Origin of the sequence: Rhizobium sp. PL01 (assembly GCF_033447125.1) — a bacterium.
GTDB lineage: Bacteria > Pseudomonadota > Alphaproteobacteria > Rhizobiales > Rhizobiaceae > Pararhizobium.
The window spans coordinates 92,808-117,595 of record NZ_JAWQUM010000004.1; the positions used below are offsets into that span (position 1 = coordinate 92,808).

24 protein-coding genes are annotated in these 24,788 nt (G+C 60.3%); 15 read left to right on the top strand and 9 right to left on the bottom strand.

The window, feature by feature from the left end; genetic code table 11:
- The first annotated feature begins 105 nt into the window (after nucleotides 1-105).
- On the top strand, nucleotides 106-990 hold the full coding sequence (gene purU, locus R6X40_RS10880) for a formyltetrahydrofolate deformylase (protein ID WP_318413420.1): 885 nt from the start codon (nucleotides 106-108) through the stop codon (nucleotides 988-990).
- A 97-nt stretch (nucleotides 991-1,087) separates the two neighbouring features.
- On the opposite strand, the gene R6X40_RS10885 is transcribed toward purU, so the two are convergent.
- Nucleotides 1,088-2,419 carry an FAD-binding oxidoreductase gene (locus tag R6X40_RS10885; protein ID WP_318413422.1) on the bottom strand — a complete coding sequence of 444 codons (1,332 nt, stop codon included), beginning with the start codon at nucleotides 2,417-2,419 and terminating at the stop codon, nucleotides 1,088-1,090.
- Nucleotides 2,420-2,525: 106 nt separating this feature from the next.
- Complete coding sequence (locus tag R6X40_RS10890) at nucleotides 2,526-3,560, bottom strand: LacI family DNA-binding transcriptional regulator (protein ID WP_318413425.1); 1,035 nt, start codon at nucleotides 3,558-3,560, stop codon at nucleotides 2,526-2,528.
- 136 nt (nucleotides 3,561-3,696) lie between these two features.
- Between R6X40_RS10890 and R6X40_RS10895 the strand changes: the two genes are divergently transcribed.
- The 7 genes from R6X40_RS10895 to R6X40_RS10925 all read left to right on the top strand — a co-directional run bounded on the left by R6X40_RS10895 (nucleotide 3,697) and on the right by R6X40_RS10925 (nucleotide 10,367).
- Nucleotides 3,697-4,722 (top strand): Gfo/Idh/MocA family oxidoreductase, encoded by a 1,026-nt coding sequence (locus R6X40_RS10895; RefSeq protein ID WP_318414198.1) that lies wholly within the window; start codon nucleotides 3,697-3,699, stop codon nucleotides 4,720-4,722.
- A gap of 13 nt (nucleotides 4,723-4,735) precedes the next feature.
- Nucleotides 4,736-5,638 carry a sugar phosphate isomerase/epimerase gene (locus tag R6X40_RS10900; RefSeq protein WP_318413428.1) on the top strand — a complete coding sequence of 301 codons (903 nt, stop codon included), beginning with the start codon at nucleotides 4,736-4,738 and terminating at the stop codon, nucleotides 5,636-5,638.
- Between the two features lie 108 nt (nucleotides 5,639-5,746).
- Nucleotides 5,747-6,979 carry a sugar ABC transporter substrate-binding protein gene (locus R6X40_RS10905; protein WP_318413431.1) on the top strand — a complete coding sequence of 411 codons (1,233 nt, stop codon included), beginning with the start codon at nucleotides 5,747-5,749 and terminating at the stop codon, nucleotides 6,977-6,979.
- Between the two features lie 111 nt (nucleotides 6,980-7,090).
- Nucleotides 7,091-7,993 carry a sugar ABC transporter permease gene (locus R6X40_RS10910; RefSeq protein ID WP_318413434.1) on the top strand — a complete coding sequence of 301 codons (903 nt, stop codon included), beginning with the start codon at nucleotides 7,091-7,093 and terminating at the stop codon, nucleotides 7,991-7,993.
- Entirely contained in the window at nucleotides 7,990-8,817 is an 828-nt protein-coding gene (locus R6X40_RS10915) for a carbohydrate ABC transporter permease (protein ID WP_318413436.1), read from the top strand. The genes R6X40_RS10910 and R6X40_RS10915 overlap by 4 nt, the downstream gene beginning before the upstream one ends.
- Nucleotides 8,814-9,881, top strand: a complete 1,068-nt coding sequence (locus R6X40_RS10920; RefSeq protein ID WP_318413438.1) for a sn-glycerol-3-phosphate ABC transporter ATP-binding protein UgpC — start codon at nucleotides 8,814-8,816, stop codon at nucleotides 9,879-9,881. The genes R6X40_RS10915 and R6X40_RS10920 overlap by 4 nt, the downstream gene beginning before the upstream one ends.
- A 90-nt stretch (nucleotides 9,882-9,971) precedes the next feature.
- Nucleotides 9,972-10,367, top strand: a complete 396-nt coding sequence (locus tag R6X40_RS10925; protein ID WP_318413440.1) for a winged helix-turn-helix domain-containing protein — start codon at nucleotides 9,972-9,974, stop codon at nucleotides 10,365-10,367.
- Here R6X40_RS10925 and modC read toward each other — a convergent pair.
- From modC to modA, 3 genes are all read right to left on the bottom strand, one after another.
- Nucleotides 10,342-11,409 carry a molybdenum ABC transporter ATP-binding protein gene (modC, locus tag R6X40_RS10930; protein WP_318413443.1) on the bottom strand — a complete coding sequence of 356 codons (1,068 nt, stop codon included), beginning with the start codon at nucleotides 11,407-11,409 and terminating at the stop codon, nucleotides 10,342-10,344. The two genes, R6X40_RS10925 and modC, sit on opposite strands and share 26 nt — an antisense overlap.
- The gene (gene modB / locus R6X40_RS10935; protein ID WP_318413445.1) at nucleotides 11,406-12,107 is read right to left on the bottom strand and encodes a molybdate ABC transporter permease subunit; all 702 of its coding nucleotides are present in this window, start codon (nucleotides 12,105-12,107) and stop codon (nucleotides 11,406-11,408) included. Before modB ends, modC begins: the two co-directional genes overlap by 4 nt.
- A 120-nt stretch (nucleotides 12,108-12,227) precedes the next feature.
- Nucleotides 12,228-13,022 carry a molybdate ABC transporter substrate-binding protein gene (modA, locus tag R6X40_RS10940; RefSeq protein WP_318413448.1) on the bottom strand — a complete coding sequence of 265 codons (795 nt, stop codon included), beginning with the start codon at nucleotides 13,020-13,022 and terminating at the stop codon, nucleotides 12,228-12,230.
- A gap of 191 nt (nucleotides 13,023-13,213) precedes the next feature.
- Here modA and ung point away from each other — a divergent pair, with 191 nt between their 5' ends.
- A complete protein-coding gene (gene ung, locus R6X40_RS10945) occupies nucleotides 13,214-13,915 on the top strand; it encodes a uracil-DNA glycosylase (protein ID WP_318413451.1) in 702 nt (233 codons plus the stop codon).
- Here ung and R6X40_RS10950 read toward each other — a convergent pair.
- The 3 genes from R6X40_RS10950 to R6X40_RS10960 form a co-directional block, all read right to left on the bottom strand.
- On the bottom strand, nucleotides 13,912-14,820 hold the full coding sequence (locus R6X40_RS10950) for a DMT family transporter (RefSeq protein ID WP_318414199.1): 909 nt from the start codon (nucleotides 14,818-14,820) through the stop codon (nucleotides 13,912-13,914). The genes ung and R6X40_RS10950 overlap by 4 nt on opposite strands.
- Nucleotides 14,821-14,947: 127 nt before the next feature.
- Entirely contained in the window at nucleotides 14,948-16,267 is a 1,320-nt protein-coding gene (locus tag R6X40_RS10955) for an HlyD family type I secretion periplasmic adaptor subunit (protein ID WP_318413454.1), read from the bottom strand.
- Complete coding sequence (locus tag R6X40_RS10960) at nucleotides 16,264-18,030, bottom strand: type I secretion system permease/ATPase (RefSeq protein WP_318414201.1); 1,767 nt, start codon at nucleotides 18,028-18,030, stop codon at nucleotides 16,264-16,266. Before R6X40_RS10960 ends, R6X40_RS10955 begins: the two co-directional genes overlap by 4 nt.
- 355 nt (nucleotides 18,031-18,385) lie before the next feature.
- Between R6X40_RS10960 and cobF the strand changes: the two genes are divergently transcribed.
- The 5 genes from cobF (at nucleotide 18,386) to R6X40_RS10985 (ending at nucleotide 22,806) form a co-directional block, all read left to right on the top strand.
- Nucleotides 18,386-19,156: a precorrin-6A synthase (deacetylating) gene (gene cobF, locus R6X40_RS10965; protein ID WP_318413457.1), complete on the top strand. Its 771-nt coding sequence runs from the start codon at nucleotides 18,386-18,388 to the stop codon at nucleotides 19,154-19,156.
- Nucleotides 19,157-19,302: 146 nt separating this feature from the next.
- On the top strand, nucleotides 19,303-20,676 hold the full coding sequence (cobG, locus tag R6X40_RS10970; protein ID WP_412178372.1) for a precorrin-3B synthase: 1,374 nt from the start codon (nucleotides 19,303-19,305) through the stop codon (nucleotides 20,674-20,676).
- Between the two features lie 2 nt (nucleotides 20,677-20,678).
- Nucleotides 20,679-21,311 (top strand): precorrin-8X methylmutase, encoded by a 633-nt coding sequence (locus R6X40_RS10975; protein WP_318413461.1) that lies wholly within the window; start codon nucleotides 20,679-20,681, stop codon nucleotides 21,309-21,311.
- Nucleotides 21,308-22,045, top strand: coding sequence for a precorrin-2 C(20)-methyltransferase (locus R6X40_RS10980; protein ID WP_318413464.1), 738 nt, complete (start codon nucleotides 21,308-21,310; stop codon nucleotides 22,043-22,045). Before R6X40_RS10975 ends, R6X40_RS10980 begins: the two co-directional genes overlap by 4 nt.
- On the top strand, nucleotides 22,042-22,806 hold the full coding sequence (locus R6X40_RS10985; protein WP_318413466.1) for a precorrin-3B C(17)-methyltransferase: 765 nt from the start codon (nucleotides 22,042-22,044) through the stop codon (nucleotides 22,804-22,806). The genes R6X40_RS10980 and R6X40_RS10985 overlap by 4 nt, the downstream gene beginning before the upstream one ends.
- On the opposite strand, the gene R6X40_RS10990 is transcribed toward R6X40_RS10985, so the two are convergent.
- Entirely contained in the window at nucleotides 22,770-23,540 is a 771-nt protein-coding gene (locus tag R6X40_RS10990; protein WP_318413469.1) for a cobalt-precorrin-6A reductase, read from the bottom strand. The genes R6X40_RS10985 and R6X40_RS10990 overlap by 37 nt on opposite strands.
- On the opposite strand from R6X40_RS10990, the gene cbiE reads away from it, so the two are divergent.
- Nucleotides 23,539-24,780: a precorrin-6y C5,15-methyltransferase (decarboxylating) subunit CbiE gene (cbiE, locus tag R6X40_RS10995; protein ID WP_318413471.1), complete on the top strand. Its 1,242-nt coding sequence runs from the start codon at nucleotides 23,539-23,541 to the stop codon at nucleotides 24,778-24,780. The genes R6X40_RS10990 and cbiE overlap by 2 nt on opposite strands.
- Nucleotides 24,781-24,788: the final 8 nt, after the last annotated feature.

Genomic DNA, 24,788 nt, shown 5'->3' on the forward strand with positions numbered 1-24,788 from the left:
ATGTCGCGAAACGGATGGACGGGCAGGCCAGCGCCGCGCTAGCTTCCGTTCCACGATGCTGGGCCGGGAGGGCCAGCCAAGACCCAAACCGAGAGACTGAGACCGATGAAGAGCTACGTTCTGACCGTATCGTGCAAATCCACCCGTGGCATCGTTGCGGCGATCACCGGTTATCTGGCGGACGAGGGCTGTTACATCACCGACAGCTCGCAGTTCGACGACATGGAGACCGGTCTGTTCTTCATGCGGCTGACGTTCATCAGCCAGGAAGGGGCCTCGCTCGACAAGCTGACGGCCGGTTTCGAGCCGGTCAAGACCCGCTTCGGCATGGTCGCCGATATCCTCGATTCAGAGCACCGCATGAAGGTGCTTCTGATGGTGTCGCGCTTTGGTCATTGCCTGAACGATCTGCTCTACCGCTGGAAGATCGGCGCGCTGCCGATCGAGATCGTCGGCGTCGTTTCCAACCATTTCGAATACCAGAAGGTGGTCGTCAATCACGACATCCCGTTCCACCATATCCCGGTGACCAAGGCCAACAAGCCTCAAGCCGAAGCCCGGATCATGGACGTGGTCGAACAGACCGGCACCGAACTGATCGTGCTGGCCCGTTACATGCAGATCCTGTCGGACCAGATGTGCCAGAAAATGTCGGGCAAGATCATCAACATCCACCACTCGTTCCTGCCATCGTTCAAGGGTGCAAACCCGTACAAGCAGGCCTATGAGCGTGGGGTTAAGCTGATCGGTGCGACGGCGCATTATGTCACCGCCGATCTCGACGAAGGCCCGATCATCGAGCAGGACATTGCCCGTATCACCCATGCGCAGTCGGCCGAGGACTATGTCTCGATTGGCCGCGATGTCGAAAGCCAGGTTCTGGCGCGCGCCGTGCATGCCCATATCCACCACCGCACCTTCATCAACGGCAACCGCACCGTGGTGTTTCCGGCAAGCCCGGGAAGCTATGCCTCCGAGCGCATGGGCTAATCCTCAGCTTTTCCATCGCACGTTTTCACATCCCCGAAAGCCCTGTGCGTTCGGGGATGTTTTGTATGTGCGAGGTGCCCGTTATGGGCGCAGCGGTTCAAACCGGCGGCGCGATTTCGAGCGGTGAGCCGTCGGAGAAGCGGCTGAAGCGGAAGGGCGTGGGATCGACGATCGGGGTGTCGCCGGTAATCAGATCGGCGGCAAGATGCCCGGCGCCTGGGCCAATGCCGAAACCATGACCGGAAAATCCTGTGGCGATGACCAGGCCGGGGTTATCGTCAAGTGTTGAAATGATCGGCACTGCGTCCGGTGTCACGTCGATCATGCCGGCCCAGATCTGCTCGACTTTCGCCGCCCGCAGGGCAGGCAGGGCTTCGGCCGCCGCCTGAAGTGCCATGAGTGCAGATTTTGCATCGGGTTTCGGATCGAGAACCCGGTGCCTTTCGAATGCGCCCGCACGGTCGAGCGGTACCGCGAATATTTCGAACAGTTCATTCCAGCTTTGCGCACTCAGACCCAGCTGGACCGCTTCGCCCTCGGCCTTTCGCGCGGGCTGAAAATCCCGGAAAAAAGCAAAACTGTCCGGCACCAGCGGGTGCATATTGATGCCGCCATTGGCGATAGTGTAACCGCCGTCGAGGCACTTCCGATAGGCATAACTTCCTGTGGCACCGGCGCCTTCAGGACCTCCGGGCAGTGGGCCGGTCCGCAGGACCGAGTTGCGGACTTTCAGCTGCGGTAACCGGATATCGAGCCCCTTGCAGAACAGACGCGACCATGCGCCGCCAGCAAGCACGACAGCGGATGTTTCGATGCGGCCTTTTTCGGTGATGACAGCGCTGATGCGGCCGCCACTTTTCTCGATGCCGCGTACGGCGCAAGCCGTCACGATGCGGGCGCCGGCCCGGCGGGCTCCAGCTGCGATGGCCGGTACCGCCTTTTGCGGCTCGGCGCGGGCATCGCTTGGCGTGTAGAGCGCGCCCTTGTAGCGCACTGCTGCACCCGGCATGAGCGTTGCCGTTTCGTCTGGACCGATCTGGCGTGTGTCGAGGCCGTGTGCCTGAGCAAGTTTCAGCCATCGATCCCTATTGGCGATGTCCGTTTCGTTTTCTGAAATATAGAAAATGCCGGAGCGGCGAAAGCCGGTCCTGCCGCCGACGCGTGTATCCAGCCCGTCCCAGATTTTCAGAGCTTCAATTGCCAGCGGAATTTCGCGCCGGTCGCGGCCCATGACGCGGACCCAGCCCCAGTTACGGCTGGATTGCTCGCCGCCGAGCACGCCCTTTTCGCAGAGCACGACATCGACGCCGCGTTCGGCCAGAAACAGCGCCGTGCTCACGCCGATAATGCCGCCGCCGATGACAACGACGTCGGCTTTCTTGGGAAGGGTGTGGTCGGTTTCGGTGTGGTCGAGAGTGGGGCCGGGCATGGGCAATCAGTTCCGAGCATCAAAGAAATATGTCTTCGGTTTGCACGGTAAATCGCTGCTGTTCAAGTCGCAAAGACTGGCCGGGGCGCCGGTTTCGTACGCGCCGTCAGGCCGGTAGGGAGAAGGCGTCGCTTTCACCTTCGATCAGGTCTTCCCGCCAGACTTTGCGAAGTTCGGCATCCGGATAAAAATGACGAAAGGCCGGCATGGTCGCGAGAAGCGCTTCCGCAAGCGCGATACCGAGATCACGCCGCGACAGCGCAAAGCCGGTGAGGCTTGGCGAGAGAAAATGCGATTGCGGGCTGTGGCGGCCGATAATAGCAATGTCGCGTCCCGGCTTCACACCGGCTTCGTTGAGACCGCGATAAAGGCCGATGGCTATGGTCTCGTTGACCAGCAGGATCGCCGTTGGCCGATCTTTCTTGGCGAGCAATTGCTGTGCGATCTGGTAGCCGCCTGCCTCGTTCGGCGTCGATCTGAACACAAGATCCAGGTCGAGAGACAATCCATGTGCGGCCAATGCCTCCGCACTTTGATCAACGAAGAGATGGCCAAGGTTGACGTCGTCATGCGGCCGCGTCACGGCGATCCGCCGGTGGCCTTTGGCGACAAGCCTGTCGATCGAGGTCTGCGCCATGCCTTCGAAATCGAGGTCGAGCCAGGGTTGGCCGACATCTGTCAGGCTGCGCCCCAGCGTGGCGAAGGGGATCTTGCGCTTGGCGAGGAATTCGAAGCGCGGGTCGTGGCGTTGGGTTGATGACAGGATCAACGCGTCGGCAAACCCGCGAGCGACCACGCGCCGGAGGTAGTCGTCCGGGTCCTCTTCGGATGAGCAAAGGAGCGCGACCAGATCGAGATGATGGCGGGCAAACACCGTCTGGACGCCATCGAAAACGCTCATAAAGAAAGTATCGCCCTGGCCGGTGATCTCGGTGCCGGTCTGCATCATGAAGCCGATGATGTTGGTAGTGCCCTGGCGCAGGCTTCGGCCGGACTGGTTGGGCACGTAGCCGAGTTCGGCAGCGGCCTCGAGTACCCGTTTACGGGTTTCCTCGTTGACGTCGGGACGGCCGTTCAGCGCCCGCGACACGGTTCCGATGGAGATATCCAGATGTTGCGCAAGCCTGCGTATGCCTGTCATTCCAGCCGCTTCCAAGGTGTGATTTCGGTCTCCCGATGTCCATCTCTTGACACGTTTCAAAAATCGATCATAGTACCGTAAACGTTTACGGTGATCGAAAAGGAGCGAAAACCGTAGATTTGGAGGAGGAGATTCCATTTTGCGTGCAGTTTTGTGCGGGTGCGGAGCTATGGCCAAGGGCTGGCTCAAGGCGATCGCGAATACCCCTGAAATACGGTCATCCGTCGAGGTCGTCGGGCTGGTTGACGTTAATCCGGCGGCAGCGAAGGCCCTTGCCGACGAGTTCGGTTTGGGGGATGCCATTATCGGTTCGGACCTCGATGAGGTGCTGGAAAAGGCCTCGGCCGAGATCGTCTTCGACGTGGTCATTCCATCGGCGCGTCACAGCGTTGTTGCAACCGCCCTGGCGCGTGGATGCCATGTGCTCAGCGAAAAGCCGATGGCATCTTCCATCGAAGAAGGCCGTTCGCTGATTGCGCAGGCTGAAGCCGCCGGAAAAATCCATGCCATCGTCCAGAACCGCAGGTTCATCTCCGGCATCCGGCGGATCCGGCGTCTTGTCGAAAGCGGGGTGCTTGGCGAATTGACAGCGATCCATTGCGATTTCTTCATCGGCGCGCATTTCGGTGGATTCCGTGAAGAGATGGACAATGTGCTGTTGCTCGACATGGCCATCCACACATTCGACGCTGCCCGCTTCGTCGCGGGCGAGGTGCCGGTCGCCGTCTATTGCCACCAAAGCAATCCGCGTGGCTCCTGGTATGCCCATGGCGCAGCCGCCAATGCGATCTTCGAATTTTCCGGCGATGTGACCTTCACCTACCGCGGCTCGTGGTGCGCGGAGGGGGCCAATACCAGCTGGGAAAGCCAGTGGCGGATCATTGGCACCAAGGGCACGCTGCTCTGGGATGGTGCCGACAGTTTCCAGACCGGCGTGGTTGCCGGTTCGGAAGGCTTTTTCCGCCCGATCGAAACCATCGATGTCCCGCAGCCGGCAAACGAGGCGCAGACCCATGGTCATGCCAGCGTCATCGCCGATTTTCTGAAGGCCATTCAAACTGGCACCAAGCCGGAGACGGTCAGCAACGACAATATCAGCAGCCTTGCCATGGTGTTTGCGGCGATCGAGAGCGCCCGCACCAAGCAACGCGTGACTCTATGAACAGGACAGTCTCATGAGCAACCCGGCAAAAGCCATTCGCATCGGCACCATGATTAGCGCATCCGCAGGCAAGGCTGCAGAGCGTATCGGCAAAGTGGCAGACATGGGCTTCGAGAGCTTCGAACCCTTCTTCTGGCAGACGACCAACGGGCAAAACCTCAAGGAACTCGGCAAACGCTGCGTCGAGGCAATTGGTGACCGCGACATCACGATTTCGACGCTCGGCATGTTCGGCAACCCGCTGGAGACGACCGACATCGACCGCGATACGCTGCAGGGCTGGAAGGACTGCATCGACAACGCGCACCATTTCGGCGCCACCTGCGTTGCTGGCTTTACCGGCCGTATCCGCAACAAACCGCTGACCGACAGCTTGCCGCGTTACAAGGAGATCTGGAGCGAACTTGCCAAGCGGGCGGCCGATAAGGGCGTGAAGATTGCGTTTGAAAACTGTGCCATGGATGGCAACTGGGCGACTGGTGATTGGAATATTGCCCATAATCCGGATGCCTGGGAGCTGATGTTCAACGAGACACCGGATGACAATATCGGGCTCGAATGGGAGCCGTGCCACCAGATGGTCTATCTCATCGACCCGCTGCCGCAGATCCGCAAATGGGCGAAAAAGATCTTCCACGTACACGGCAAGGACGCGACGATCCGCTGGGACGTCATCCGCGAGCACGGGATTTTCGGCAAGGAAAAGTTCGTGTTCATGCGTACGCCGGGCTTTGGCGATACCAACTGGACCGATGTGATCTCCGAACTGCGTCTGGCCGGATGGTCCGGCTCGATCGACATCGAAGGCTGGCATGATCCGGTCTATCGCGATGCGCTGGAGATGACCGGACAGGTTCATGGTTTGAATTACCTGAAGGCTTGCCGGGGCGGCGATTTCGTCGTCGATCCCGCCTGATTGACCGGGCCGGCCCGATCAGTCGGACCGGCGCGACAGACTGGAATGGACTGAAGAAGGCCGGCATGGAGGATGACGGCCGACAGGATAACCACAAGGAGGAAAATTATGGGTATCCGCAACTATGCAGTCATTGGTGCGCTGGCGCTTGCAGGCGTTTCGATGTTCGGTCTTTCCGCCAAGGCGGAAGATGTGAAGCTCACCGTCTGGTCGCTCGACCGCGACATTCAGCCGGCACCGCATCTGGTGGCCGATTTCAACAAGCTCAACAACGGCATCCAGATCGAGTATCGCCAGATCCAGTTCGACGATGTGGTCAGCGAGGCGATGCGCGCCTATTCGACCGGCCAGGCGCCGGATATCATCGCCATCGACAATCCCGAACATGCGCTGTTTTCATCGCGCGGCGCCTTCCTCGATCTCACCGACATGATTTCGAAATCCACGGTGATCAAGCCGGATAACTATTTCCCCGGCCCGCTGAAATCGGTCGAGTGGGACGGCAAATATTATGGCGTGCCGAAAGCGACAAATACCATTGCGCTTTACTACAACAAGGACATGTTCAAGGCGAAGGGTCTCGATCCGAACAAGCCGCCGCAGACCTGGGACGAGCTGGTCGAGGACGCGCGCAAGCTGACCGATCCGGTTGCCAACGTCTATGGTCTCGCTTTTTCTGCCAAGGCTAACGAGGAAGGCACTTTCCAGTTCCTGCCCTGGGCGCAGATGGGTGGTGGCAGCTATGAGAACATCAATTCCGAAGGGGCTGTGAAGGCGCTGACGGTCTGGAAGACGATCATGGACGAGAAGCTGGCCTCGCCAGATACGCTGACCCGCGGCCAGTGGGATTCGACCGGCACGTTCAATTCCGGCAATGCCGCCATGGTGATTTCCGGTCCGTGGGAACTCGACCGCATGTCGCAGGAAGCCAAATTCGACTGGGGCGTGACGCTGCTGCCGGTTCCACAGGAAGGTGCTGAACGCTCCTCTGCCATGGGCGATTTCAACTGGGCGATCTTCGCCTCGACCAAGCACCCGGAAGAAGCCTTCAAGGCGCTCGAATATTTTGCCTCGCAGGACGACAAGATGTTCAAGAACTACGGTCAGCTTCCGGCCCGTTCCGACATCGCGATCCCGGAAACCGGTCAGGCGCTCAAGGATGCCGGGCTCAAGGTATTCCTCGAGCAGCTGAAATACGCCAAACCACGCGGCCCGCATCCGGAATGGCCGAAGATCTCCAAGGCGATCCAGGATGCGATCCAGGCCGCGCTAACCGGCCAGTCGAGCCCGAAGGACGCGCTTGATCAGGCGGCCGAGAAGATCAAGGCTGTATTGGGCTGAACCTCTCCTCCACCGGATGGCTGTTGATCGGCCCTCCATCATTTCCTCCCGGAAGGGGTTGTCTCCCGCATCAATGCGTTAGGCAGCCCCGTTCGGAGCATCGGAGGCCCCATGAAGAGGCTGCTTTCCAGTATCAGGGATGGCAACGGTTTCGATATCGTACTCGTCGCTTTTCCGCTCGGTTTTCTGTTCCTGATGGCGGGTCTGCCGCTGCTCTACAATATCCTGATGAGCTTTCAGGAAGTCGACATGTTTAGCCTCGGCACGTTGCTGCGGCCCTTCGTCGGCTTCAAGAATTATCAGGACCTGTTCGCTCAACCCGAGACATGGCCGATCCTTGGCAATACGGCGATCTTCGTCATCGGCTCGATCGCCGGGCAGTTCCTGATCGGCTTCGGACTGGCGCTGTTTTTCTGGGTGAATTTTCCCGGTGCCTCGTGGTTGCGCGGCCTGTTTCTCGTCTCTTGGGTGATGCCTGGTCTCGTTGTCGGCGCGATCTGGAATTGGATCCTGTCGGGCGACTTCGGTGTGCTGAATTTCATGCTGCGGGAAACCGGCATTATCAGCGGCAATATCTTCTGGCGCTCCGATCCGAACTATTCGCTCTATGCCGTCATCATGGCCAATGTCTGGCTGGGCACGGCCTTCAACATGATCTTGCTGTCGGTTGGTCTGGCGAGCATTCCCGGCGATCTCTATGAGGCTGCCGAACTCGATGGCGCCAACGCCTGGCAGCGCTTCTGGACGATCACACTGCCGATGATGCGCTCGACCATCGGCGCCATCATTTCACTCGGCCTGATCTTCACGCTGCAGCAGTTCGACCTCTTTGCCGCGATCACCTCTGGCGGGCCGAACAATTCGTCCAATGTCACGCAATACTGGGCCTGGGACCTGTCCTTCCGGCAATATGATTTTGCCAAGGGCGCGACGATCTCGGTCATCATGATTGTCTTCGTGATGTTCGCCTCGGTCGTTTATGTCCGCTCCACACGCCATGAGGTGCGCGGATGACCGACACCAACCGCAATCGCCTGATGCTGGTGATCGCCATCCTCATGGCGGCGATCTATCTGTTTCCGCTGTACTGGATGTTTATCACCGCGCTGAAAAGCGGCTCGGAGATGTTCGCGACGCCGCCGAGCTTCTGGCCGTCGGAACCGCAATGGGGAACCTATACCTTTGTCTGGGAAAGCCGGGGCATGGGCCGCTACCTCTGGAACTCGCTGATCATTGCCTTCGGCTCGGTCACGCTGATCACCGTGCTCGGCGTCGGCTGCGCCTATGTTCTGGCGCGCTATCGCAATGTCTGGGTGGATATCGGGCTGTTCCTGATCCTGATGCTGCAGGTCCTGCCGGCTTCGCTGATGATCACGCCGATCTTCGTCGGCTTCTCGCAACTCGGCATGCTGAACTATCCGCGTCTGGCAGTGATCATCGCCATCGCCGCGAAAAGCATGCCGTTCTTCGTTGTGCTTGTGCGCGCCACCTTCATGGCCGTACCGCAAGAGCTGGAGGAGGCGGCTTTGGTTGATGGCAATTCGCGCGTCGGCGCCTTCTTCAACATCGTGCTGCCGCTCGCCCGCAACGGTATCCTCGTCAGCGCCATCCTCATCTTCATGCAGGCCTTCGGAGAGTTCGTCTATTCGAAGTCGATCATCCAGGCGGTGGAGCTGCAGCCCGCCAGCGTTGGCCTCAATTCGTTCATGGGGCCGAACACCAACGAATGGAACAACATCATGGCCTATGCCACGATTTACGTGACCCCCATTCTCGCCATCTTCGTGCTGCTGCAGCGGCGCATCGTCTCCGGCCTTACTTCGGGAGCCATCAAATGACCAAGCAGATCGAGCTCTCGGGCGTCAATAAATACTACGGCGCATTCCACGCGTTGAAGAACATCGAGCTCAGCATCGAGAAAGGCAGTTTCGTCGCTCTCGTCGGCCCGTCCGGCTGCGGCAAGTCCACGCTGCTGCGATCGCTGGCCGGGCTTGAAAGCATCTCGACCGGCGACCTGAAGATCGCCGGCGAGTTGATGAACAACGTGCCGCCGCGCAAGCGCGATATCGCCATGGTGTTTCAGTCCTATGCGCTCTATCCGCATATGACGGTGGAGCAGAATCTTACCTACAGCCTGCGCATTCGCGGTGTTCCAAAGGCCGAAGCAAAGAAGGCGGCGGAGGAGGTGGCAGCGACCACAGGCCTCTCGCAGTTGCTCGGCCGCTATCCGCGCGAACTCTCCGGCGGCCAGCGCCAGCGTGTCGCCATGAGCCGGGCGATCATCCGTCATCCGAAAGCGTTCCTGTTCGACGAACCGTTGTCCAATCTTGATGCGGCGCTACGTGTCCATATGCGCAAGGAAATCCGCACGCTGCATGACCGGCTGGGCGCGACATCCGTCTATGTGACGCATGACCAGATCGAGGCGATGACCATGGCCGATCATGTCGTGGTCATGAAGGATGGCGTCATCGAGCAGCAGGGCGCGCCGCTGGAGCTCTACGATCGGCCGGCTAACAGGTTCGTTGCCGGTTTCATTGGCTCACCGGCGATGAATTTCGTGCCTGCGGTGGTCGGCGAGGATGGCCGGTCGCTGACGGTCGATGTCGGCGAAAAGCAGACCATCATTCTCGACCGTCAGCTGCAGCCCGGGCGCAAGGTGACGGCGGGTCTGAGGCCCGAACACCTGCATTTCGTCGATCCCGGGCAAGGCGTTTTCCGCCTGCCTGTCGGTGTCGTCGAAAGCACCGGCTCGGCGACCTACATCACCACGTCTACAGCCGCGGAGGTGACGATCGTTGAAACGTCGCGCAGGGCGGTCAGAACGGGCGATATCATTGATGTGTCGATCCGTCCGGCTGATGTGCATGTTTTTGATAGTGAAAGCGGATTGAGAATTTGAGGGCGGTCACTCTGGAATGACGGCTGCGCTATACATCGGCGGGCGGGCGCGATAGTCTTCTATCGATCCAGCCAGGGCGCGCAGAACCGCATGACACAGACCGAATCCAACAACCTCCATCCCGTTTTGCGGGTCGATTTCCCCCATGCGGAACGATTGGGCCGCGGCAAGATCGAGCTGCTCGAACATATCCGCGAAACCGGATCAATCTCGGCTGCGGGCCGTGCCATGGACATGTCCTACCGTCGAGCCTGGCTTCTGGTCAGTGCGCTCAACAGCATGTTCAGGCAGGAGGTGGTTGAATCGCAGCGCGGTGGAAAACAGGGCGGAGGCGCGGTTTTGACACCGTTCGGCGAGGAGCTGATCCGTCAATTTCGCGCGATGGAGGAAAAGGCACAGGTTGCGCTGGCATCGGAACTGGCCTGGCTGCAGGGCAATCTCAGTGCAAGCGCTCCGGCGATCACAGATCCAGAGCCACACTCTTGATGATTGCGTGAACAGTCTTTCCGGCATGCAGCCCGAGCATGCCGCGCGACAGGGACGTCACCCGCGAAACGATCGTCACGCCGCCGCAATCGAGGCGGACATCCACCATACCCTGCGCCGGCTCGCCGATCTCGATGATCGTTGCGGGCAGAATGTTGAGTGCACTCAGTCCCTCTGGGCGGCTGGTCGCCAGCATCACGTCGCGCGCGGCGATCTGCAACCTGACGCTCTTGCCGATGGGCGCATTCAGGTTCGCCACGCGGATCTCGGCTTTGCCGGCACGGATGACCGTGATCTGATGCTCTGTGTCCGTCGCCTCGACGATGCCATCGATGACTGCCCCGGCTTCCCGTCGGCTGATCGTCGAAGAGGGTTGGCTGAGGATGGTGGCAGCGTCTCCGGATGCGCTGATGCGGCCATTTTCCAGAATGATGACCTTTGTCGCCAGCCGGGCGACTTCAGCGACCGAGTGACTGACATAGATGATCGGGATGTCCGCCTCGTCACGCAACCGCTCCAGATAGGGCAGGATTTCTGCCTTGCGCTCCTCGTCGAGCGCGGCCATGGGCTCGTCCATCAGCAGAAGGCGCGGGTTGGACAGCAGCGCCCTGCCGATGGCGATGCGCTGCTTTTCGCCGCCGGAAAGATTGGCCGGTGCACGGTCCAGCAATGCACCGACGCCGAGCAGATCGACGATCCGATTGAAATCCGCTCCGCCATGGCGGCGGCGGGCAAACCATTGGCCATAGCCGAGATTTCGCCGCACACTTAGATGCGGGAAGAGCCGCGCTTCCTGAAAGACATAGCCGAAACGGCGTCTGTGCGCGGGCACGAAAACGCTGGTGTCACCGTCGAAAAGCACATCGCCATTGAAGGCTAGCCGCCCGCTCGCGGGCCGCATCAGCCCGGCAATGATATTGATCAGCGATGTCTTGCCGGAGCCCGAGCGGCCGAAGAGAGCGGTTACGCCCTTGTCTGCGGAGAATGCCGCGTCAACGGAAAATGCGCCAAGCCGATGGCGGATATCGACCTCAAGACTCATGTGGCATCCATTTTCTTCGCAGCAAGGTTTGCGAGGATCTCCGACACGATCAGCGCGGCCATGGAAATGACGATGGAAATCAGGGTCAGGCGAAACGCACCGGCGTCGCCTCCGGGAACCTGAGTAAAGGTGTAGATCGCCGCAGACAGCGTCTGGGTTTCGCCGGGAATGTTGGAAACGAACGTAATCGTCGCGCCGAATTCGCCCATCGCCTTTGCAAAGGCAAGCACCATGCCGGCGATGACGCCCGGCAGAACCAGCGGCAGTGTGACAGTGAGGAAGACCCAGATCGGCCCGGCGCCCAGTGTCGATGCCGCCTGTTCCAGCCGGCGGTCCACGGCTTCGATCGACAGGCGGATGCTGCGGACCATCAACGGGAAAGCCATCACTGCGCAGGCAAGAGCAGCACCGGTCCAGCGGAAGGATAAGACGATGCCGGTATATTCGGCCAGAAATGCACCGATCGGGCCGCGTTTGCCAAAGAGGATCAGAAGGAGAAAGCCGGTGACGACCGGTGGCAGGATCAGGGGAAGGTGAACCACGCCGTTGAGGATGGATTTTCCCCAGAAGCGGCCGCGCGCCAAAAGCATGGCGATGGCGATGGCGAAGGGCAGGCTGACGATCATCGCGACGAAGGATATGCGCAGGCTGAGGCGGATTGCCGTCCATTCCGCGTCGCTTAAAGCCAACCAGTCCAAATGTGTATGCTCCGTCCCCGATGACCAGACGATATGCGCTCCATCCATCTGCGGATAGAGCGCATGGCCGTCATATTTCAGGGTAATCCTAGTTCAGGCCGATCTTACTTCAGGCCCACCCTACTTCAGGATGGTGAAACCCTGAGCTTCGAACAGAGCGGCCGCCTTGGCAGATTTGACGAAGTCGACATAGGCGGCTGCGTCCGGGTTCTTGCTGTCGGCAGTGATCGCGATCGGGTAGACGATCGGCGGATGGCTGTCTTCCGGGAAGGTGCCGGCAACCGTCACACCCTTATCGGCGGCTGCATCCGTCTGGTAGACGATGCCATAAGGAGCCTCGCCCTTGGAGACGAGCAGAAGCGCTGCGCGGACGTTTTCAGCACCAGCCACATTCTTTTCGACCGACGACCAGATCCCGAGCTTTTCAAGCGCAGCCTTGCCGTACTTGCCGGCCGGAACGGAATCGACGGCGCCCATCGCTAGCTTCTCGTCGCCGAGCAATGCCTTCAGATCAAGCCCTTGTTTGATATCGACCGGAGCAGCATCCTTTTTGCCGGTGACCAGCACGATGCGGTTGCCGAGCAAGTTGGCGCGGGTGTCGTCCTTGATCAGCTTCTTTTCTGCAACGTAGTCCATCCAGGCAAGGTCAGCGGAGATGAAGACGTCGGCCGGTGCGCCGGACTCGATTTGCTTGGCAAGGGCCGAGCTCGCCGCATAGGAAACGGTGGTTTCCTTGCCAGCTTCCTTCTGCCATTCGGCATTGACGGCATCGAGCGCGTTCTTGAGGCTTGCCGCAGCAAAGACGGTGACCTTTTCGGCTGCGAGCGCCGGCTGGGCGAGCGATGCGCCGCCGATCCAGAGTGCGACGGCGGCAGTTCCGAAAAATTTCAGCAAGGTTCGACGTTCAGTGCGCATGCGGTTCCCCCATTCGGTTTCGAGATATCCCTTTAGATATAACGGCGTAGAAAAAATTGGCCAGCGTTATATTGATCAAAATATATTGAAACTCATTCGCGCCCGCCTGCGGCTTGCCGCTTGTCATCGACGGGCGTGACGTTAAATTCGTCGGCGCAAGATTGACTGGAATGGACAGGGCAGGAAACGGGATGGAATCGACGGTGAAGATCGAGGAGAGCTGGAAAGCAGCTTTGACCGCGGAATTTTCCAGCCCCTATATGGCCGATCTGAAGACGTTCCTGCTGGAGGAGAGAAACAGCGGAAAGCAGATTTTCCCCAAGGGGCCTGAGTATTTTCGCGCATTGGATCTCACGCCGCTCGACAAGGTGCGCGTCGTCATTCTCGGACAGGACCCTTATCATGGCGAGGGACAGGCGCATGGGCTGTCGTTCAGCGTCAAGCCGGGCGTGCGCTCGCCGCCGTCCTTGGTGAACATCTATAAGGAGTTGCAAGGCGACCTCGGCATTCCTCCGGCCCGCCACGGTTTTCTTGAAAGCTGGGCGCAGCAAGGGGTCCTGCTGCTGAACAGCGTGCTGACCGTGGAGCGGGCGATGGCGGCATCGCATCAGGGCAAAGGCTGGGAGAAGTTTACCGACGCGATTATCCGTGCCGTGAACGATCAGGAGCATCCCGTCGTCTTCATCCTCTGGGGCGCCTATGCGCAGAAGAAGGCGGCTTTTGTAGACCAGTCACGCCATCTGGTGATCCGGTCACCGCATCCGTCGCCGCTTTCTGCCCATAACGGCTTTTTCGGTACCAAACCCTTTTCCAAGGCAAACGACTTTCTCGTTTCGAAGGGGCGCGAGCCTATCGACTGGGCGTTGCCTGCCAATCCGGAAATGCCGGCTTAAGTCAGCGTCTGGGATGATGGCGGTTCGGGTTTCTTGGCATTGCGCCGGGCAACGACGCTTTCACGCCAGACGGTGAAAATGCCCGCGCAGACAACGATCACTGATCCCAGGATCATGTTGAGGTTCAGCGTTTCCCCGAAGACGGAGACGCCGATGATCGAGGCGAAGACCAGTTGCAGATAGGTCAGCGGTTGGACTTCCGATGCGTCGAGCAGTTCGTAAGCCTTGATCAGAAAGAAATGGCTGGTCGTTCCGGTGATGCACAAAAGCAGCATCCAGGCCCAGTCCTGCGGTGCAAGCGCTGTCCAGTAGAATGGCCCGACAAGAGTGATCGCAATGGCACCGGCAACGCCGGTGTAGAAAAAACTCGTGATCGCGTTGTCGTCGCGGCTCACCAACCGCGTCGAGATCACGTAGATTGCAAAGATCAGCGCCGATGAAATCGGGATCAGGAAATTGATGTCGAAGCTGCTGTCATCCGGCTTCAGGATCAACAGTACGCCGAGCAACCCGACCATGATCGCCGACCAGCGCCGCCAGCCGACACGCTCGCCGAGTAATGGCATGGAGAGAAGCGCCACGAAAAGTGGTCCCGAAGAAAAGATCGCCTGCGAATGGGCAAGGCCCACCCGCGAGAACGAGAAGATGACGATGACGATCTGCACCACGAGCAGGATGCCGCGCAGGATCTGCAGGACCGGACGTTTCGTTCTTGCTGTGATCGCCAGGCCACCGCGCGAACGGGCTGCTAGCGCGATGGCGAACGCGGCAAAGGCCCAGTACCGGATCATGGTGATGAAGACTGGCGGGTAGAGGCTGCCCAGATGCTTGGAAATCGCGTCCTGTATCGAGAAGATGACAAGGGCAAGCAGGACGAAGATATAGCCGGTGCGCTTCGAGGTCATGACATCGGTCATACACCGGCTCTACCGGAAGCGGCCACGCGATTTTTGCGACGCGGCAATGTTTGTTTCAAACCGGCGTTTTCCGGCAACACGGCCCTGCAGAGCAAGGCCGTGTTGCTTGTCTGGATCAGTCCTCGCGGAACGTATGCTGTATCTGTTCTGTCAGCGGTTTTGCGAGATACGAAATCACGGTGCGATCGGCGATCTTGACGAAGACCTCGGCCGGCATGCCGGGGTACAGGGTCAACCCCTTCAGGCCCTTCAGGCTCTCGGGCTTCGGCTTGATGCGCAGCGGATAGTAGGTCATGCCGGTGCGCTGGTCGGTCACGAGGTCGGGCGCAACGGTGACAACCTCCGCCTCGACAATCGGCGTGGTGCGCTGGTTGAAGGCACTGAAGCGAACTTCAACCGGCTGGCCCACGCGGATCTGGTCGATATCATGCGTGGCAATCTTCGCTTCGATTGTCAGGCCATCGGCGCCGGGGACGACGAGCATCAAGACTTCGCCAGGGTTGATGACGCCGTTCACCGTGTGGACTGCCAACTGATAGATTCGGCCGTCCAGCGGCGCACGAATGTCAGTGCGCTTCAGTTGGTCCATGGCGGCGACGCGGCGGTCTTCGTATTCGGCGATCTTGCCTTCGACGTCCGTCAGTTCCTTGGCATTCTCGGTGCGGCGGTCTTCGTCGAGCTGCAGGATCTGCAGGTCGATCTCGCTCGACTTGCCGGCAGCCTGTGCACGGGCCGCAATGCGGGCGCCGCGGTCGCCTTCAAGCTGGGCGCGGTCGCGTTTCAGCTCGGTCAGCCGCTGCATGGAGACGAGGCCCTTGCCGTACAGCTTGTCGAGACCCGTCAGTTCTTCACCGATCAGCTTTAGCGCATCTTCGATGCCAGTCAGCTGAACCGTCAGGCCCTTGGTCTCATCCACGAGCTGGTCCTTGCGCGATGCGAGCTGGCTTTTCATGCCGACGAGTGCATTCTTGCGGCTGATAAACAGCTTGCGTTCGCTTTGTTCCAGAACCTCGCCGGGCGTACTGGTCCCGGATATCAGCTGGCTGAGATCTTCCGGGATGGTGAAATCGTCTGATCCGAGCTGTTCGGCAAGCAGGCGGGCCCTGCGCGCATAAAGCTGTGCCAACGTGTTCTGTACGATCGACAAGTTGGCGCGCACGGTCGTGCCGTCGAGCTTGATGAGGATCTGGCCGGCCTTGACGCTATCGCCTTCCTTGACCAGCACGTCTTCAACGATGCCGCCGGTCAAGTGCTGGATCTTCTTGACGTTGTTCTCGACGACGACGGTACCGCTCGCGACAATCGCGCTCGACAGCTCGGTGGTCATCGCCCAGCCGCCGACGCCGACGACGAGTGCGAGGCCGAGGACCGTTACTGCGGTGATATGCCGGCCGAGCGACCGGTGCGAGCTTGATGGTTTTGCTATATCGGTCATGATGCGGACTCCTGTCCTTCACCCACGACTTTCAGCGATCCGTGGCTTGCAATTTGCGGCTTGCGGTTATCCTTGCGAAGAATCTGCGCAAGGATTTCGTCTTTCGGTCCAAAGGCCTGCATCCGTCCCTCGTTCATCATCAGAACCATGTCGACGGCGGAGAGCGCACTTGGTCTGTGGGCAATCACCACGACGATACCGCGGCGTGCCCGTACACTCATGATCGCTTCGCTGAGCGCCTGTTCGCCCTCAGCATCCAGATTGGAGTTGGGTTCGTCGAGCACAACGAGGAAGGGCTCACCATACAACGCGCGGGCGAGAGCGACGCGCTGGCGCTGGCCGGCGGAAAGTGCTGCGCCACCTTCGCCAATCTCGGTCTCATAGCCGTTAGGCAGCTTGAGAATAAGGTCATGGACGCGGGCGGCCCTGGCGGCGGAAACGATAGCGTCCGGCGAGGGGTTTTCGGTCAGGCGGGCAATATTCTGCGCCACGGTGCCGGCGAAAAGTTCGACATCCTGGGGCAGATAGCCGATGTGCTGGCCCAGCCTGTCGGTGTCCCATTGATCGAGCGCTGCACCGTCGAGGCGTACAGCGCCGCGAAAGGCGGGCCAGATGCCGATGAGGGCGCGCGCAAGCGAGGACTTGCCGGAGGCGCTGGGGCCGATGATGCCGAGCGCACTGCCAGCTCTCATGGTGAAGTTCACTTCAGCGAAGGTCAGGCGTTGCGCGCCGGGAGGCCCGCCCGCAAGGCTTTCCGCGCTCAGCTTCTCCTTCGGTATCGGCAGTTCTAGTGGCGCCTCGCGTTCCGGCAGCGCAGTGAGCAGCTCCTTCAGGCGCTGCCAGCTCTGGCGGCAGGAAACATAGCCGCGCCAGTTGCCGATCGCCAATTCCACCGGTGCCAAGGCCCGCGCTGTGAGGATCGAACCGGCGATGATGACGCCCGGCGACGCCATGCCCTCAATGACGAGAACCGCGCCGGTTGCGAGAACGGCGGATTGCAGCGCCATGCGGAACACCTTGGACAGAGCACCAAAACCGTTTCCGACGTCGGATGTCTCGCGGTTGTGTTCACGGTAGGTGTCGTTGCGCTGTTCCCAGAGTTGCGACATGCGTCCCATCATACCCATGGCCTGCATGACCTCGGCATTGCGCTGGGAGGACTGGGCGAAAGCGCTGCGAAGGTTGCCCGCTTCCGAGGCCTTTCTCGATGGCCCTTGCGTACCGCGGTTGGTCAGGAATGTCAGGGCGATGAGGATGATAGATCCGATGATGGTAACGATGCCGATCATCGGATGGAAGAGGAAGCAGATGCCGATATAGAACGGTAGCCAGGGCAAGTCGAAGAAGGCTGCGGGGCCAGTGCCGGACAGGAAGGAACGAACCTGATCGAAATCGCGCAAGGCCTGCAGGCCGTCGCCCTGGGTGCGCAGTTTCAACGGAGCCTGAACCACGGCACGATAAATCCGCGCGCTCATGGCTTCGTCCAAAGCCCCGGCAACGCGTACGAGCATACGGCCGCGCACCATCTCGAAAGCGCCCTGGAATGCATAGAGCAGCAGCGCAAGCAGGCAGAGCGCAATCAGCGTCGGGATGCTTCGACTCGGCAGAACCCGGTCATAGACTTCCAGCATGAAGAAGGAGCCGGTCAGATAGAGGATGTTGACAAGCGCACTGGCAACAAAGATGCCGATGAAGCCCGCCTTGCAGTTCCACAAAGCTTCAGCAGGATCGGATGCGCTGACTTTGTTCTTCGATGGATTCATCACTGTTGAGGTCCTCACGAGACGTTCGCCGTCTCAAATGGAGTGCACAATGTGCCACAATTTCTCTAAGCCGCATTACGTGGGATTCTGTTGCCCAGGAAGCGCGCGAACTGCAACGGCGTATCTCATCGCCGGTTGCCGGATTAGCGCGTCTATGTAAATGATTTCTCGCTAATGTAAACGAATTTGTCCGTTTTATAGTGGGAGTACCGGACTATTGCCACGACGGTTGTAGTGTTTCAGCAAAGTATTTAGCTTGTTTTTCCAGATGCTTAGACTTGATGGCGGGTGTCTCTGCCTTGCGCTCTTTTAATCAATCAGCCAAACCCTCCGATGTGTTGAAAAAGGTTAGAAAATGAAAAATGTTCTGGTGGTGGGGATCGGCGCTGGGAACCCTGAACACATGACGGTGCAGGCGATCAATGCATTGAATAAAGCCAATGTCCTGTTCATCCCCACCAAGGGCGATGCAAAGGTGCAGCTTGCCGACATCCGCCGTGATATCGTGTCGCGCTATGTCACCAATCCGCACAGCCGGGTCGTGGAATTCGAGGTTCCGGTGCGCCAGATGGCGGATCGGTCCTATCATCGCAGCGTCGACGACTGGCATGCGGCAATCGCAGCCGCTTACGAACGGTTGCTGATCGAGGAACTCGATGAAAATCAGACCGGCGCCTTTCTCGTCTGGGGCGATCCGATGCTCTATGACAGCACGATCCGGATCATCGAGCGTGTCCGCGCTCTGGGCACGGTGGCGTTCGACTATTCGGTCGTGCCCGGCATTACCAGCATTCAGGCGCTCGCCGCCAGCCACAGGATTCCGCTCAATCTCGTCGGCAAGCCGGTCGAAATCACCACCGGGCGGCGCCTTACCGAGAGTTTTCCGCAGAAATGCGAGACGGCCGTCGTCATGCTCGACGGTGAGCAGGCCTTTATGAAGATCGACGATCCCGAGGCGCGGATCTATTGGGGGGCCTATCTCGGCACGGAGCAGGAGATCATTATCTCAGGCCGCCTTGCAGACGTGAAGGACGATATCCTCAAAACCAGAGCGGCGGCGCGTGCGCAGCATGGCTGGATCATGGATATCTATCTGCTGCAGAAGGGGGCGGATTTCGAAGAGTAGTGGCGGAAGCGGTGCTTCGTTTTGACGTGTAACACGGCATGGCGGCCGGTTTGTCTGTGTTGTAGAGTGCAGTCTTGACGGGCAAGCCAAGGCCCGGAGCTTGGGATCAGACTTGTTTGAAGACTGGAGATGGCTCGCTGCCTGTTATGACGTTTTGTGCTGCACCATCCGATGGATCAATGGAAACCACGCAGCGATCACCGATGCGCCGCGGCGCCTGTCCGTCGCTGTCAACGCCGATGATGACGGGCGATGGTCTTTTGGTGCGCCTGCGGCCTGAAAAACCGGGGTTTACGCTTCCCGAACTGATGGCGATAGCGGAGGCGGCCGCGGTGTGCGGCAACGGCATCCTCGAAATCACGGCGCGTGGCAATCTGCAAATCCGTGGTCTGACGACACAGACCGTACCACTCCTGTCTCAGAAAATCGCCGATGCCGGCATAGCGATTGCGCAAGGGCTGGCGATTGAGACGCCGCCTCTTGCCGGGCTGGATCCAACTGAAATTGCCGATGCTGTTTCCGTTGCCCAACAGCTTCGTCTGGCCGTGGCTGCGCATCAGCCGCCATTGATCTTGGCGCCGAAACTGTCGATCGTCGTTGACGGCGGCGGCCAGCTTCATCTGGGTGCTGTCACGGCCGATATCAGGTTGCGCGCGGTTCAGACCAACGGCCAGGTATTCTGGCTGCTCGCTCTTGCAGGAACGGAAAAGACAGCAAGGCGGATTGCCTTGCTAGAGGCGGCGGCCGTTGTGTCGGCCGTGATGGACATTCTCAAGAACCTTGCTGCGATTGGCAGGGATGCCCGCGCCCGCGATATCGTCGGCGCTGTTTCAACCCGCTGGGCGGCGGCGGCCGATCTTGATCTGATCGCAGCTTTGGCGCCGGCACCGAACGCTGCTGGCATTCATGGTCTTGGCGAGAAGCGCTCCGTTCTGGGTATCGGCCTGCCATTCGGGCAAATCCACGCGCAGGGGCTGGGCGCATTGCTCGAAGCGCTGGAAATATTGGGAGCGACGGAAATCCGGCTGGCGCCCGGCCAAGCGCTGATGGTGCTGGGCATTGCACCTGACAGGATCGGTGCGGCGCAGGCCCTGGCTCTCGGCCACGGTTTACGGGCTTTTCCCCGCGATCCGCGCAATCACATCGCCGCCTGTGCCGGTGTTGGCGCCTGTGGCTCGGCGCGGATCGATACGAGAGCCGTCGCGCAGATGGTTGTCGACACGGCACCGGGACTGCTGGACGGATCACTGATGGTCCATGTTTCCGGTTGCGCCAAGGGATGTGCCAAGCCATCGGCCTCGGCGCTGACGATCACGGCTGCGCCAACAGGCTATGGGCTTGTCGTAAATGGCCCAGCATCGGCGGTGCCAACCGCTTATATCGAAGAAAACAACATAAGAACCGCGCTTGAACATCTCGACAAGCTGGTGTCTGAGCGGAAACAGGGTGGCGAATCGGCCCGGTCCTGCCTTACACGGCTTGGAGCGGACGGGATCATAGCCGCGGTTCAACAGGGATAGAGATGCCTGATTACGATTATATCCGGGATGGCGATGCCATCTACGAGCGCTCGTTTGCCATCATTCGCAGCGAAACCGATCTGTCCCGCTTTTCCGAAGAGGAAGCCGATCTTGCCGTCCGTATGGTGCATGCCTGCGGACTGGTGGAGGCCGCGCAGTATTTCGAGTTCTCGCCTGGCTTCGTTCCGGCTGCCCGGCAGGCCCTGAAGAATGGCGCGCCGGTCTTCTGCGACGCCTTCATGGTCTCTCACGGCATTACCCGCGCCCGCTTACCGGCAGACAATGACGTCATCTGCACCTTGCGCGAGCCGAAGACGGTGGAGATCGCCCGCGAGATCGGAAATACCCGTTCTGCTGCTGCGTTGAGGCTTTGGGTCGAGCGTCTCGCCGGTTCCGTGGTTGCCATCGGCAATGCGCCGACTGCGCTGTTCTTTCTTCTGGAAATGTTGCGCGACGGAGCACCGAAGCCGGCGGCGATCATCGGCATGCCGGTCGGCTTCGTTGGTGCTGCGGAATCGAAAGACGCTCTGGCCGAAAATTCCTATGGCGTGCCCTATGCCATCGTGCGTGGCCGTCTCGGCGGCAGCGCGATGACGGCTGCCGCAGTCAATTCGCTGGCGAGGCCGGGCCTGTGAGCGCGGCTAGCGCAGGCCGGCTGATCGGCGTCGGGACGGGTCCGGGCGATCCGGAGCTTCTGACCCTCAAGGCCATCAAGGCGTTGGAGGCGGCTGATGTGCTTGCCTATTTCGCCAAGGAAGGGCGGCGCGGCAACGGACGCGCTGTTGTCGATGGGCTGCTGAAACCGGGCCTGCTTGAATTGCCGCTTTACTATCCGGTGACGGTCGAGATCGACAAGGACCACGACGACTACAAGAGCCAGATCACCGGCTTCTACGATGCATCGGCTGCCGCTGTTGCCGAACATCTGGATGCAGGCCGGACCGTCGCAATCCTCAGCGAGGGCGACCCGATGTTCTACGGCTCCTATATGCATCTGCATGTGCGGTTAGCCGGTCGTTTTCCGGTCGAGGTCATTCCGGGGATCACGGCCATGTCGGGCTGCTGGTCGCTGGCGGGACTGCCGATCGTGCAGGGTGACGATGTCCTCTCTGTGCTTCCAGGTACGATGGGCGAAGATCAACTCATCCGCCGTCTCAGTGATACCGAAGCCGCCGTGATCATGAAAGTCGGCCGCAATCTGCCGAAGATCCGGCGGGCGCTGACTGTCGCCGGCAAGCTTAGCCAGGCGGTTTATGTTGAGCGCGGTACGATGGCGAATTCCGCGATGATCCCGCTGGCGGAAAAGACAGACGATATCGCCCCCTATTTCTCGCTGGTGCTGGTCCCCGGCTGGAGCGGTAGACCATGAGCGGCACACTTTATGTGATCGGTACAGGCCCGGGCGGTCCACAGCAGATGACGCCAGAGGCGCTTGATGCGGTCTCGAAGTCCACCGACTTTCTCGGTTACGGTCCTTATCTCGATAGGCTGTCGCTGCGTCCTGACCAGAACCGGATTGCTTCGGACAACCGGGAAGAACTCGACCGGGCGCAGGCTGCAATCCTCCGCGCCGTTTCCGGCACCAATGTCTGCGTCGTCTCCGGCGGCGATCCCGGTGTTTTTGCTATGGCGGCCGCCGTCTGCGAGGCGATCGATAACGGGCCGCACGAGTGGCGCGGTATCGATCTGGTCGTCGTGCCAGGGGTCACCGCCATGCTCGCGGTTGCTGCCCGTATCGGTGCGCCGCTCGGCCATGATTTCTGTGCCATCTCGCTGTCGGACAATCTGAAGCCCTGGGATGTGATTACCCGCCGTTTGAAGCTGGTGGCAGAGGCCGGTCTGGTGATCGCGCTCTACAATCCGATCAGCAAGGCGCGGCCTTGGCAGCTAGGCGAAGCCTTCGATATTCTGCGCACCGTACTGCCGGCCGAAACACCGGTTATCTTTGGCCGTGCTGCCGGCCGTCCGGATGAGCGTATGCTGGTCATGCCGCTCGGACAAGCAGATGCCCAGAAGGCGGATATGGCGACCTGCGTCATCATCGGTTCGCCGGAAACGCGGATCATTCCCCGTCCGGGCAAATCCGATCTGGTTTACACACCGCGTTTCATCTCTGGGGAGAAAAGGTGATCGACAAGGCCGAGCGCGTCTTTGACAGTCTCAACCGTGCGGACATCGGCCGGTTGCTGGCGCTCGACCATGATCACCGCAAGGCCAAGCGCACGGGCAGCGGCAATCTTGCCGTAGGTGGCGCCACCACCGCTGTTCTTGGCGACGATCACCTCGATCCGGTTCTCGATCAGGAGGCCGCGTTCTGCCGCTTCCTCGAAGGGGCCGGTCGCGAGAAGGTAATGCGCATAGGGAATATCGAGCCGGGGCGTGACGGGGTCGACGCTGCGGATCAGATAGCTGTGCTGTGGAGCGCTCTCGAAATGGAAGGCTTCCTGCCTGCCGATCGCGAGGAAGACGCGACTTGGGGTCGTACCGAGTGCCGCGACCGCGTCCGCGACGGAGTGAACGCTGGTCCAGCTATCAGTGGGCTCCCGCTGCCACGCAGAACGGCGCAAAGCAAACAATGGAATCCCGGTCTGATCCGCCGCGATGGCAGCGTTGTGCGAGATACGCGCCGCAAAGGGATGCGTGGCATCGATCAACAGGTCGAAATTTTCGATCTTGAGAAATTCGGCAAGTCCGTCGCTGCCACCGAAACCGCCGCTGCGGGTGGGAACCGGCTGCGCCATGGGCTCTGCCGTTCGTCCGGCCAGGGACAGCAGGCTGTCGTAATTTCCGCGCTGCGCCAGGGCGGCGGCCAGTTGCCGCGCTTCGGTCGTGCCGCCGAGGATCAGGATGCGGTGTTTGCCCATGGGTGACAATCAGGCCTCATTTCGTGGTGACACAGCGCCGTGGCTGACGATTATCGGCCTTGGCGAAGACGGTTTAACCGGTCTCGGTGACGAGGCCAAGCGCAGCATTGCGAGCGCCTCGGTGGTTTTTGGCGGGGTACGCCATCTTGAGCTTGCTGCGCCACTGATTGCCGGTGAGCAACAGAGTTGGCTGAGCCCGTTCGAGCGCTCCGTCGAGGCCGTTGTTGCGTTGCGCGGAACGCCTGTGGTGGTGCTTGCCTCCGGCGATCCGTTTTTTTTCGGTGTCGGAGTGACGCTGGCGCGGCAGATTGATCGTTCGGAGATGCGGGTTGTTCCTTCCCCGTCCTCGTTTAGCCTGGCCGCATCCCGGCTTGGCTGGGCGTTGCAAGATACGGCAATCGTTTCCCTGCATGGGCGTCCGCTCGATCTGATCCGGCCGCATCTGCAGCCGGGGTCGCGTATTCTGGCGTTGACATCCGATGGGCATGGGCCTGCCGAGCTTGCAAAATTGCTCGCCGCAAACGGGTTCGGGCAGTCCCGGTTGGCGGTGCTTGAGGCGCTCGGTGGCGCGCAGGAGCGTGTGACGTCGCACGTCGCCGCGGAATTTTCCGGGACGAATATCCATTCGCTCAATATCTGCGCTGTCGAGGTCGTGGCTGACGCTGGTGCGCGGGTTCTGCCGCTGGCATCCGGACTTGACGATGGGCTGTTCGAGCATGATGGGCAGATCACCAAACGCGAGGTTCGCGCGCTGACGCTCTCGGCGCTGGCGCCACGACGCGGCGAGCTGCTGTGGGACATCGGCGCCGGATCCGGCTCGATCGGTATCGAGTGGATGCTGTCCGATCCGGCGATGCGGGCAATTGCCATCGAAGGTTCTGCGGAGCGTGCGGAGCGCATCAAGCGGAACGCGGCAAATTTTGGTGTGCCGGGTCTGACAGTCGTGCTTGGCACTGCGCCCGGAGCGCTTGTCGGGTTGCCCTCTCCGGATGCTGTCTTTGTCGGTGGCGGTGGCAGCGAAGAGGGCGTGATGGCGGCGGCGATCGCCGCCTTGAAATCCGATGGCCGGCTGGTCGCCAATGCCGTCACGACGCAGATGGAGGCAGTGCTTCTGGAGCATCAGGCAAGGCTCGGCGGATCGTTGATTCGCATCGATATCGCCCGCGCATCTCCCGTTGGCGCCATGACCGGCTGGCGCCCCGCGATGCCGGTGACGCAATGGTCATGGATCAAGCCATGACGCCGGAA

Excerpts from the sequence above, each read along its gene's own strand:
- purU (WP_318413420.1), top strand. The coding sequence starts at position 106 with ATGAAGAGCTACGTTCTGACCGTATCGTGCAAATCCACCCGTGGCATC.
- R6X40_RS10885 (WP_318413422.1), bottom strand. The coding sequence starts at position 2,419 with ATGCCCGGCCCCACTCTCGACCACACCGAAACCGACCACACCCTTCCC.
- R6X40_RS10890 (WP_318413425.1), bottom strand. The coding sequence starts at position 3,560 with ATGACAGGCATACGCAGGCTTGCGCAACATCTGGATATCTCCATCGGA.
- R6X40_RS10900 (WP_318413428.1), top strand. The coding sequence starts at position 4,736 with ATGAGCAACCCGGCAAAAGCCATTCGCATCGGCACCATGATTAGCGCA.
- R6X40_RS10905 (WP_318413431.1), top strand. The coding sequence starts at position 5,747 with ATGGGTATCCGCAACTATGCAGTCATTGGTGCGCTGGCGCTTGCAGGC.
- R6X40_RS10910 (WP_318413434.1), top strand. The coding sequence starts at position 7,091 with ATGAAGAGGCTGCTTTCCAGTATCAGGGATGGCAACGGTTTCGATATC.
- R6X40_RS10915 (WP_318413436.1), top strand. The coding sequence starts at position 7,990 with ATGACCGACACCAACCGCAATCGCCTGATGCTGGTGATCGCCATCCTC.
- R6X40_RS10920 (WP_318413438.1), top strand. The coding sequence starts at position 8,814 with ATGACCAAGCAGATCGAGCTCTCGGGCGTCAATAAATACTACGGCGCA.
- R6X40_RS10925 (WP_318413440.1), top strand. The coding sequence starts at position 9,972 with ATGACACAGACCGAATCCAACAACCTCCATCCCGTTTTGCGGGTCGAT.
- modC (WP_318413443.1), bottom strand. The coding sequence starts at position 11,409 with ATGAGTCTTGAGGTCGATATCCGCCATCGGCTTGGCGCATTTTCCGTT.
- modA (WP_318413448.1), bottom strand. The coding sequence starts at position 13,022 with ATGCGCACTGAACGTCGAACCTTGCTGAAATTTTTCGGAACTGCCGCC.
- ung (WP_318413451.1), top strand. The coding sequence starts at position 13,214 with ATGGAATCGACGGTGAAGATCGAGGAGAGCTGGAAAGCAGCTTTGACC.
- R6X40_RS10950 (WP_318414199.1), bottom strand. The coding sequence starts at position 14,820 with ATGACCTCGAAGCGCACCGGCTATATCTTCGTCCTGCTTGCCCTTGTC.
- R6X40_RS10955 (WP_318413454.1), bottom strand. The coding sequence starts at position 16,267 with ATGACCGATATAGCAAAACCATCAAGCTCGCACCGGTCGCTCGGCCGG.
- R6X40_RS10960 (WP_318414201.1), bottom strand. The coding sequence starts at position 18,030 with ATGAATCCATCGAAGAACAAAGTCAGCGCATCCGATCCTGCTGAAGCT.
- cobF (WP_318413457.1), top strand. The coding sequence starts at position 18,386 with ATGAAAAATGTTCTGGTGGTGGGGATCGGCGCTGGGAACCCTGAACAC.
- cobG (WP_412178372.1), top strand. The coding sequence starts at position 19,303 with ATGACGTTTTGTGCTGCACCATCCGATGGATCAATGGAAACCACGCAG.
- R6X40_RS10975 (WP_318413461.1), top strand. The coding sequence starts at position 20,679 with ATGCCTGATTACGATTATATCCGGGATGGCGATGCCATCTACGAGCGC.
- R6X40_RS10985 (WP_318413466.1), top strand. The coding sequence starts at position 22,042 with ATGAGCGGCACACTTTATGTGATCGGTACAGGCCCGGGCGGTCCACAG.
- cbiE (WP_318413471.1), top strand. The coding sequence starts at position 23,539 with ATGGGTGACAATCAGGCCTCATTTCGTGGTGACACAGCGCCGTGGCTG.
- R6X40_RS10990 (WP_318413469.1), bottom strand. The coding sequence starts at position 23,540 with ATGGGCAAACACCGCATCCTGATCCTCGGCGGCACGACCGAAGCGCGG.